We start from the raw sequence: 10,141 nt of genomic DNA on the forward strand, positions 1-10,141 counted from the left end.
CCACCCCGATGCGGCCAGGCCAGTCCGCGGCGCCGACGACGTGAACCGTCCCAGGACCGGTCCGTCGGCCGCGACCGCGCGCCCTGGCGCCGGTCGCCGTCCCGGCGGTCCGACCACCGGTGAGCGCAGGGCCACCGGAACTGGCGGCACACCGCCGCCCATCGGACCGCGTAACCGCCGCGACGGTGGCGGCGGTGACGACGGCTCCGGTAAGGGTGGTTCGGTGAGGAAGATGCCGTGGCGGGCCATTCGCCGGACGATGTACGTGCTGATGGCCCTGGCCATCGTCGTGCCGAGCGCGGTGTTCCTGGTCGCCTACACGGCGGTCTCGGTGCCGAAACCGGGTGACCTGGAGACCAACCAGGTCGCGACGATCTTCGCCAGCGACGGCACCACCGAGATCAGCCGGGTGGTCCCGCCACAGGGCAACCGCACCGAGGTCTCGATCGATCAGATCCCGCCGCACGTGCGCAATGCCGTGATCGCCGCCGAGGACCGCGACTTCTACACCAACCCCGGCTTCTCGGTGTCGGGCTTCGCGCGCGCGGCCCGCGACAACATCCTCGGCAAGGAAAGCGCCGGTGGTGGCTCCACGATCACCCAGCAGTACGTGAAGAACGCGCTGGTCGGTGACGAGCGCTCGATGCAGCGCAAGATGAAGGAACTGGTGATCTCGGCCAAGATGGCCCGCCAGTGGAGCAAGGAGGACATCCTCGCCGCCTACCTGAACACGATCTACTTCGGTCGTGGCGCGTACGGCATCGATGCCGCGGCCAAGTCGTACTTCGGTAAGCCGGTGCAGGAGCTGACCGTGGCCGAGGGCGCGGTGCTCGCCGCGACCATCCAGCTGCCCTCGCTGCTCGATCCGGAGAAGAACCCCGACGGCGCGAGGACGCGCTGGAACTACGTGCTCGACGGCATGGTCGCCGAGGGTAACCTGCCGACGGCCGAGCGGTCGTCGATGCAGTACCCGCAGGTGGTCTCCCTGGACTCGCTCGGCGAGAACAACCAGGACGAGGGCCCGGGCGGCCTGGTGAAGAACCAGGTGCTCAAGGAGCTGTCCTCGGCGGGCATCAGCGAGCAGCAGCTCAACACCGAGGGCCTGCAGATCACCACGACGATCGATCCGCAGGCGCAGGAGGCCGCGGTCAACGCCGCCCGCTCCAAGCTGGAGGGCGAACCGGAGAACCTGCGGACCGCGGTGGTCTCGATCGACCCGCGCACCGGCGCGGTGCGCGCCTACTACGGCGGTGAGGACGGCCAGGGCTTCGACTTCGCCAACGCCGGCCTGCCGACGGGCTCGTCGTTCAAGGTGATCGGCCTCGCCGCGAACCTCGAGCTGGGTATCCCGCTCTCGCAGCTGTACGACAGCTCGCCGATCACCGTCAACGGCATTCAGATCGGCAATGTCGAAGGCGAGCAATGTGGCATGTGCACCATCGCGGAGGCACTCAAGCGCTCGCTGAACACCAGCTTCTACCGCATGCAGTTGGACATGCAGAACGGCCCGGAGAAGGTCCGGGCGATGGCCTACAAGCTCGGCATTCCCGAGGAGCTGCCCGGGATCGGCGAGACGCTGACCGAGCCGAACGGCGCAGGCCCGAACAACGGCATCATCCTCGGCCAGTACCAGTCGCGTCCCCTGGACATGGCCTCGGCCTACGCCACGCTGGCCGCTTCGGGCATGTACCACGCACCGCACTTCGTGCAGCGGGTCGTGACCGCCGACGGTCAGGTGCTGCTCGATCGCGGCGAGCCCGCCGGTGAGCAGCGGGTGAGCGCGGCGGTGGCCGACAACGTCACCGCGGCGATGAAGCCGATCGCGGCGTACTCGCGCAACCACAACCTGGCCGGTGGCCGGGAGTCGGCGTCCAAGACCGGTACCCACCAGCTCGGCGACACCGGCAACAACCGTGACGCCTGGATGGTCGGCTACACCCCGTCGCTGTCGACCGCGGTGTGGGTCGGTACCGAGCAGGGTGATCCGCTGCGCAACTACGGCGGCGGCAGCATCTACGGTTCCGGTCTGCCGTCCGACATCTGGAAGGCGACGATGGACGGCGCGCTGTCCGGCACGTCGAACGAGTCGTTCCCCAAGCCCGCCCCGATCAAGGGCCAGGCCGGTGTGCCGGAGTGGTCGGCGCCCTACACGGCACCGTCCACCACCGCGCCGGTGATCGCGCCGCCGGTGATCGTGCCCTCGCAGGTCGAGATCCTGCCCGGCATCCGGATTCCGGTGCCCGGCGTGCAGCAGCCCGCCGGACAGCAGCCGTCGCAGCAGACGCCGGAGACGACGACCGGCCCGCTGCCGGGTCAGCCGACCGCGCCCGCGGACGGTTCGCCGCCGACCAACAGCAACGGCAACGGCAACCGCACGAGGCCCGGCACGGGCGGTGCGGACAACGACAACGAGAGTGGCGGGGGAACCACGCCGACCAGATCCCGGTAGCCACCGGTAGCCTCGGATGTCGTGACCGATCAGCAACTCGCGGACCAGCCGGCGTCGAGTGGTACCCGGCCGGGCCGCGGAGTGCAGTACGTCGCGCCCGCCCAGCCGGCCCCGGACCTGCGCTCGATCGATGCGCGAGATAAGCCGAGCCGCAACGATTCGCTGACCGCGCAGCTGTCGACGGTGATCGGCGGCCCGGTCGGCGAGCACGCGCTGATCGGCCGGGTGCGGTTCTGGACGCCGCTGCGGGTGATGTTCGCCTTCACCGTGGTGTTTCTCGCGCTCGGCTGGTTCGCGAAGGCGGGCTGCATCCAGCAGACCGGCGACGGCGCGGGCGGTCTCATGCTGGACTGGAACAACGGCCGCCAGTACGTGGCCATGTGCTACTCCGACACGGTCCCGCTCTACGGCGCTGAACGGCTCAACGAGGGCGCGTTCCCGTACAAGAAGTCCTGGACCGAGTCGACCCCCGACGGCGGCACCGAGACCAGATACATGGAGTATCCGGTGCTTTCGGGCCTGTACCAGTACGCGGCGATGCAGATCGGCAATGTCTGGGATCACCTGCCGTTGCCCGGCGCGCTGTCGGTGGTGGTGTATTTCAATGTCGTCGCGCTCGGTCTGGCGATGGGCTGGCTGATCACCGTGTGGGCGTCCTCGCGACTAGCCGGGCGGCGCGTTTGGGATGCGGCGCTGATCGCGGTGTCGCCCTTGGTGATCGTGCACGCGTTCACCAATTTCGACGCGCTGGCAACGGCTTTCGCGGCCACCGGCCTGCTTGCCTGGGCACGGCGCAAGCCGGTGCTCGCCGGTGTGCTGCTCGGTCTCGGCGGTGCCGCGAAGTTGTATCCGCTGCTGCTGCTCGGGCCGATCCTGGTGCTGTGCCTGCGCGCCGATCCGATGCAGCGACTACCCGCCGCGCTGGCGGGTCTGCGGTTGCGTGATGTCGACAGCCTCGACGCCGCCCGCACCTGGCTGCGCGAAACCCCCGTCAGGACACAGTTCTTCGCGCTGCGCCCGCTCGGCGCGGCCACCCTCACCGTGCTCGCCGCGGCGGGCACCTGGATCGCGGTGAACCTGCCGATCGCCGTGCTCTACCCCGACGGCTGGCGAGAGTTCTTCCGGCTCAACACCACCCGGCACGCCGATCCGGACTCGATCTACAACGTGATCACCTCGTTCACCGAGTGGGGCGGTTTCGACGGGCCGCTCGAACACGGCCAGCCGCCGACCGTGCTGAACACCGTCTCGCTGCTGCTGTTCCTGACTGCCTGCGCCGGCATCGCCTATCTGGCGCTGACCGCGGCGCGGCGCCCACGGGTGGCGCAGCTGTGCTTCCTGGTCGTCGCCGCGTTCCTGCTGACGAACAAGGTGTGGAGCCCGCAGTACTCGCTGTGGCTGGTGCCGCTGGCGGTGCTCGCGCTGCCGCATCGGCGAATCCTGCTGGCCTGGATGACGATCGACGCGCTGGTCTGGGTACCGCGCATGTACTACTACCTCGGCGAGGACGCCAAGGGCCTGCCCGAACAGTGGTTCACCGGCACCGTCGTGCTGCGCGACCTCGCCGTCCTCGGCCTGTGCGCCCTGATCATCCACGAGATCCTGCGTCCCCAGGACGATCTCGTGCGCCGCGACTACGTCGACGATCCGGCGGGCGGAATCCTCGACCGCGCACCCGACCCGCTGCTGCCGTGGCTGCCGCAATTCCTGCGCCCCCGGCAGGCCTGCACCAGTGCGCGGCCCGCGTCGATGGTGGACTGAGCGCTACAGCCGCAGGTAGCGGGCCTGGAGCTCGGGTTCGGCCGGGAGCATGTCGAGGTCGAGTTCCCAGGCGTTGCCGGTCCACGGGTCGAACAGCGGGGTGCCGGGCATGGTGGGCAGGTGCCTGCACGACTGCGACAGCAGCGACAGCGGACCGTCACCGAAGTCGACGCCGCCGCTGCCGACGATCACCAGCGACAGGCCGATCAGATCGCCGCGCACCATCAGCTGAGCCAGGTGCACCACATCGGAGGCCTGGTAACCGTGCGGGAAGTCGGCCGCGACCAGGATCCGGTGCTCGGACGGCGGCACGGCTTGCCCACTGCTGTAAGCGATTTCGGCGAGATCGGCCGCGTGCGCCAGTGCGCCGAGGCGCGCCGGGATATCGGCATGGTCGACGATCACCGGACCCGCGAGCAGCGGGGCGAGCGGAGCGGCGAGCCCGCGCAGGCCACCGGTGAGGTCGATCAGGTCGACCCGGGTCGGCTTGTCCGGCAGCGCGGCGACCAGCCGGGCCACGAGTGCGCCGACCACGCGGGACGCGCCTCCGCTTGACTCGGTGTCGACCCACAGCGGCCGATTCAGTGGCACCGGAACGCAATACGGCACCCTGAGCTCACCGCGGTCGTGCGCGTACAGCTCGCCGAGCCGGATGCCGTCGCTGCGTGCGGCTTTCGTGGTCCAGGCAGGCGCGAGCCAGGAGGCGAGCGCGGCGGGCATGACGGAGTCGGCCTCGGCGATCTCGCGACCGAGGTGGTCGCTGTCGCGCCGATGGTCCGAATCGGCGATGCCGACCAGCTCGTCGTGCCTGCGGTGCGCCTCGGCGCGGGCCGCGTCGGCGGCCGGGGTGTTGCGGGTCGCCGGGTTCGAGACCGCGTCGGAGAGTTCCTGATCCAGTCGTTTGGCGGCGTAGTCGCGGGCCGAGACCAGTGCGGCCGCGGAACGGGCCGCGTCCTCGAAGATCATCCACATCCGCTGCAGACCGTGGTCGACCTCGAGCGGGATGCCCGGCGCACCGGCGGGCCGCTCGGCCGTCTCGGTCGGCGCGGCGGCCTGCGGTGTCGCGGTGGCGGGCACGCCGTGGGCAGGCAGCAGCTGCGCCGCCCCGCGGTCGTACCCCTGGCCGAGCGCGCGCAGCTTCCAGACGCCACCGCGGCGGTAGACCTCGAAGCAGATCAGCGCGCTCTCGCCCGCGGTGGGCGAGATCACGAACTCGGCTGTGGGCGTGCCGTTCTCGGCCAGCGTCGCGGTGACGGTGCCTAGCACGTGCCCGGCGGTGACGAACAGGAGCACGGCATGCGCGTCCGACCTGACCTGTGGCAGTGCGATATCCACCGCGCCACCGGCGAAGGTGACGCCGGGAGCGGCGGGCCGCGACGCGCACACATGGTCATGCTCGTCGCGTACCCGCAGATCCTCGCCGACCACCAGCGCGCCGAGATCGACGGTGCCCGCGGTGTGCGCGGTGAAACGCACGGTGCCGGCGGTCAGCGCGGTGTTCTGGCCCGCCTTCAGGTGAATCACGTTGTCTGCCTTGCTCTTGTTCGTACTCGCCTAGTCCTTGCCGAGGAACCGGCCCAGCTGCGGCACGGCCTCACCGGGATGCTTGGCCTGGAAACCCTCGCCCAGCGCCTGCATCTTCCAGTCGGCACCGACCCGGTACACCTTGGCCATCGCCATCGCCGTGAACGGCATGCCGCCCGCGAGGGTGTAGCGCGCGAGTTCGCCGTTGGTCGTGCCATCGATCAAGCGGCAGAACGCGTTCTGCACCTGCTCGAAGGTGTGCCCCTTGTAGGAGGTGACGACGAACAGCAGCGTGGAGATGTGCGCGGGGATCCTGGTCAGATCCACCAGGATCATCTCGTCGTCGCCCTCGCCCTCGCCGGTCAGGTTGTCGCCCTGGTGGCGCACCGAACCGTCCTTGGACGACAGCTGGCCGTAGTAGGCGACGTCGACGAGATTCTGGTCGGCGAACAGGCAGACCGAGGCGTCCAGGTCGATGTCGACCGTGCGGTTGCCGAACATGCCGCGGGTGCGCACCGGGTCCCAGCCCAGGCCCATCTTGACGAAGGTGAGCGCGGCGCCGCCCTCCTTGCGCAGGGTGACCCGCTGACCCTTCTGCAGGCTGACCGGGCGATCCTTGCTCAGGCTGACCTCACCGGCGGGCTGCGGCGGGGCGGCCTGCGTGGGCGGCGGGTAACCGGGGCCGGGGCCGGGCGGCGGCGGGTAACCGGCGGCGGGCGGCTGCTGGGCCGGGCCGGGGGGCGGCGGGTAGCCACCGCCGGGCGGGGCGTAGGCGGGCGCGGGCTGCTGCGGGTAGCTCGGCGCGGACTGCGCCGGGTACGCGGGCGGCGCCTGCTGCGGCGCGGGCTGCGGCGGGGCGGCCTGCTGAGCGGTGGCGGGTGCGGGCGAATCGTCCACCTGCACACCGTGATCGGTGACCAGCGCGGCGAAACCACCGGCATAACCCTGACCGACGGCGCGCACCTTCCAGCTGCCCTGACGGCGGTACAACTCGAGCGCGATCACGATCGACTCCGCGTTGAGCCCGTCGATCCGGTACTCGAACAGCCGATTACCGGCGGCGTCGGAGACGATCGCGGTGGGCGGGGCGGACCGGCCGAAGTTGCTCGTCGCGTCGTCGAGGGTGATCACCGCGCGGATCTGGTCGATGTCGCCGGGTACCGCGGGCAGCGAAACCGCCAGGGACGCAGGCTGGCCCGCGGGCCCGGGGCGCAGATCGACGCCGGGCCCACTCGGCTGGTTGTAGAAGACGAAATCGGCATCGGTGCGGACCTTGCCCTGCTCGGTCACGAGCAGAGCGGACAGATCGGCCGGTGCCGTGAGCTGGAGCGAGATCACCACGTCACTGACGGCCAGTGGACCGTTCTGGCCCTTGGCGAGTGTTGCAGACAAGTTCGACCCTTCGCTTGTCGGTGCGGTCGCCTGCCACTCTACGAGAAAGCGAGCGCGAGCGTCCGCGCTCCACAGCCACCGCGTGTACCCGATCGATCGGTTAGGGTGACCACGCAGTAGGTATCGGGCATTCCACCCGCCTGTCCAGAGGGGACTCCAGGGCCGTTATGGCGCAGCTGTTCGAACAATCGAAGAAGGTGATCGAGGCCCATCTCGCGGGGACGAGTATCCGCGCGATCTCCGGCTCGATGGTCGCCTACGAAGGCAATGTGCAGTTCAAATCGGCCGGGTTCGGCGGCGGCGAGGGCGTGCTGTCCGGCCTCAAGCGCCGCGCCACCGGCGAGAAGCTGTCGCTGATGGAATGCACCGGCAACGGTCGCGTGTTCTTCGCCGTGAACGGCCAGAACGTCACCGTTGTCGACCTGAACAACGAGACGCTGCAGGTCGAGTCGCAGCAGTTGCTCGCCTTCGCGGGCAATCTGCGCACCGATGTGCGGTTCGCCGGCGTCGGCGGCATGTCGGCGGGGAGCGGCCTGTTCACCACCACCGTCAGCGGGCAGGGTCAGGTGGCGCTGCTGTCGGCGGGTGGTCCGCTGATCCATCTCGAGGTCTCGCCGCAGTATCCGCTGATCGTGGATCCGGACGCGTTCGTCGCGGCCCGCGGCAACCTCAACCAGTCCTTCGTCACCGACGTCTCCTGGCGCACGATGGTCGGCCAGGACGCGGGTGAGGCGTTCTCACTGAAGTGGGACGGCCAGGGTGTCGTGCTGATCCAGCCGGCGGAACGGTAGGGGACGGCGATGTTCGAGAAGGTCAACAGCAAGGTCGTCAAGGTCGATGTCGGGCAGGCGGGCGGCGTCGTCGCCCGGACCGGCGCGATGTTGTTCTACCAGGGGCAGGTCGCGTTCGCGCCGCACCAGATTCCCGGCGCAGGGCCCGGGATGGGCGGTGGCGGGCTGATGCGGATGGCGGGCGCCATGATGGCGGGCGAGCACGAGCGCACCATGCTGGCGCGCGGAAACGGCGTCGTCCATTACGGATTCGCCGGGCTCGAGGTGCACGTCGTGCAGATGCAGCAGGGCGCGGTGCTGCGCGCCGAGGCCTCGCGACTGCTGGCCAACTCCGCGGGTCTGCAGGCCTCGGTTGTCTCGGTGGCGAGTTCCGGTGGTGGCGGCGGTGGTGGCGGTCTGATGGGCGCGCTGCGTGGCGCGGCCGCCGGTGTCGCTACCGGCCAGGGCATGTTCACCACCCAGCTCAGCGGGCAGGGTTCCGCGGTGCTGCTGGCCCACGGCGGTTTCCTGGAACTGCAAGTGGGCGGACCGAATCCGGTGGTCGTCGATCCGCAGGCGTTCGTCGCCGCCTACGGCAATGTGCAGACCGAACTCAAGGCGGCGATGAGCTGGCGCGACGCGGTCGGCCGTGGCGCGGGCGAGGCGATGCAATTGCATTGCCACGGGCAAGGTGTCGTGTACGTGCAGGCCTCAGAAGAGAAGTTGTGAGTCGATGAGCCAAATCCTCTCCCCGATGAATCTCGGTGCCAGCGACAACATCCCGGGCAACAGCTACGCCTACTGCATCGACCTGACCGGCCCGTGGTTCATGCGCAAGGGCGCGATGATCGCCTACTACGGCCAGATCCAGTTCCAGATGCTCACCCACGGCCTGCAGGGCAACCTCATGCACATGGTGAGCAGCCAGTTCTCGGCGCCGCTGTTCGCCGGCGAATACGTGGTGGCCGAGGGCCACGGCAAGCTGATCATCGGCGACCGCGGCTACGACATCAATTCCTACGATCTCGAGGACGGCAACCTCACCATCCGCGGCGCCAACCTGCTCGCCTTCGAGCCGGGCCTGGCGCTCAAGCAGTCGATCGTGCCCGGCTTCCTCACCCTGATCGGCACCGGCAAGTTCCTGGCCTCCTCCAACGGCCCGGTCATGTTCGCCGAGCCCCCACTGCGCGTCGACCCCGAAGCACTGGTCGGCTGGGCCGACTGCCCCTCCCCCAGCCACCACTACGACCAGGGCTGGATCGGCAGCTTCCTGGCGGCCGGTGCGGCCAGGATGGGCGCCAACTCGGGCGAGGAACGCCAGTTCGACTTCACCGGAGCGGGCACCGTGCTGATCCAGTCCTCGGAGAAGGTCATGAGCGACAACGCGCTGGTCAGGACCATCGAGGGCCAGCTGCAGAGCGGCATCACCGTGGGCGGATTGCAACGGATCCAAGGCGTCGTCCAGCAGCAGCTCGCGGGTCAGCAACAGCACTACTGAGCAGAGCGCTTGCCAGGCCGCGCATCGACAGCCGATCCAACCTGGCAAAGTCGGGCCAATTCAGATCATCATGAATTCATGACCACGATGTCGGCCGCCGAGGCGTCTCGCAACTTCTCCGCTGTGCTGAGCCGTGCCGAGCATGGTGAGACGATCCATATCGTCCGCCACGGCCGCACAGTGGTGACCGTCTCGCCGCCGACGACTAGAACCGGCGTGGCGCTACGGCGTGCGCTGGAAGTCTCCGACGCTCCACCCTTCGACGACGACTTCGCGGCGGATATCGCCGCTGCCCTCGCGATGGTCGCCAATGGCACGAAGGACCCTTGGGCCGACCTCTGATCCTCGACGCCGGAACCGGAGAAGTGCCGGTACAGCGCACAGGCCGACGCCGACACCGTCGGCGATATCGCCGATTCCCACCTGGGCGTACCCACACCCATCGACCGAGTGCCATACGACGACGATGAGCCGGCGGGGCGGCCGAGCAAACCACGATGCGTCACGCACAACTACTCGCCCGGGTTCGGCCGATCGGGCAAGCCCCGAGGGGCACACGCCTCGAGTAGCGCACCGACCTCTGCGCTCGTCGCCCACCACCGCGCTGTGCGTTCACTTTCGCGCCGATCGGTGGCAGTCGGGACCGATGGGGCGACTAGTGAATGCTGTGCGCGTGTCCGCCGCACAGGCGGACGTCGAAACAGCCCCAGGCCTGTTTCGACGTCGCCGATAGTTCTGCGGACATGC

8 protein-coding genes are annotated in these 10,141 nt (G+C 69.3%); 6 read left to right on the forward strand and 2 right to left on the reverse strand.

Going from position 1 to position 10,141, the window contains the following annotated elements; all coding sequences use genetic code 11:
• Together ACFWPJ_RS15165 and ACFWPJ_RS15170 are read left to right on the forward strand one after the other, a co-directional pair.
• A partial coding sequence (locus ACFWPJ_RS15165; RefSeq protein ID WP_378851529.1) for a transglycosylase domain-containing protein occupies nt 1-2,449 on the forward strand: 2,449 nt, incomplete at its 5' end.
• Nucleotides 2,450-2,470: 21 nt separating this feature from the next.
• A complete protein-coding gene (locus ACFWPJ_RS15170; protein ID WP_378851532.1) occupies nt 2,471-4,210 on the forward strand; it encodes a glycosyltransferase family 87 protein in 1,740 nt (579 codons plus the stop codon).
• 3 nt (nt 4,211-4,213) lie between these two features.
• Here ACFWPJ_RS15170 and ACFWPJ_RS15175 read toward each other — a convergent pair whose 3' ends face one another.
• Both ACFWPJ_RS15175 and ACFWPJ_RS15180 read right to left on the reverse strand, forming a co-directional pair.
• Complete coding sequence (locus ACFWPJ_RS15175; protein ID WP_378851535.1) at nt 4,214-5,734, reverse strand: TerD family protein; 1,521 nt, start codon at nt 5,732-5,734, stop codon at nt 4,214-4,216.
• Nucleotides 5,735-5,764: 30 nt separating this feature from the next.
• Entirely contained in the window at nt 5,765-7,126 is a 1,362-nt protein-coding gene (locus ACFWPJ_RS15180; RefSeq protein ID WP_378851538.1) for a TerD family protein, read from the reverse strand.
• 167 nt (nt 7,127-7,293) lie between these two features.
• Here ACFWPJ_RS15180 and ACFWPJ_RS15185 point away from each other — a divergent pair, with 167 nt between their 5' ends.
• The 4 genes from ACFWPJ_RS15185 (at nt 7,294) to ACFWPJ_RS15200 (ending at nt 9,736) form a co-directional block, all read left to right on the forward strand.
• On the forward strand, nt 7,294-7,917 hold the full coding sequence (locus ACFWPJ_RS15185; protein ID WP_378851541.1) for an AIM24 family protein: 624 nt from the start codon (nt 7,294-7,296) through the stop codon (nt 7,915-7,917).
• A gap of 9 nt (nt 7,918-7,926) precedes the next feature.
• Nucleotides 7,927-8,625 (forward strand): AIM24 family protein, encoded by a 699-nt coding sequence (locus ACFWPJ_RS15190; RefSeq protein ID WP_378851543.1) that lies wholly within the window; start codon nt 7,927-7,929, stop codon nt 8,623-8,625.
• 4 nt (nt 8,626-8,629) lie between these two features.
• Nucleotides 8,630-9,394 (forward strand): AIM24 family protein, encoded by a 765-nt coding sequence (locus tag ACFWPJ_RS15195; RefSeq protein ID WP_189031493.1) that lies wholly within the window; start codon nt 8,630-8,632, stop codon nt 9,392-9,394.
• 78 nt (nt 9,395-9,472) lie between these two features.
• Nucleotides 9,473-9,736: a type II toxin-antitoxin system Phd/YefM family antitoxin gene (locus ACFWPJ_RS15200; RefSeq protein ID WP_378851546.1), complete on the forward strand. Its 264-nt coding sequence runs from the start codon at nt 9,473-9,475 to the stop codon at nt 9,734-9,736.
• Nucleotides 9,737-10,141 lie beyond the last annotated feature (405 nt).

The organism is Nocardia sp. NPDC058497 (assembly GCF_042720195.1).
Lineage (GTDB): Bacteria > Actinomycetota > Actinomycetes > Mycobacteriales > Mycobacteriaceae > Nocardia.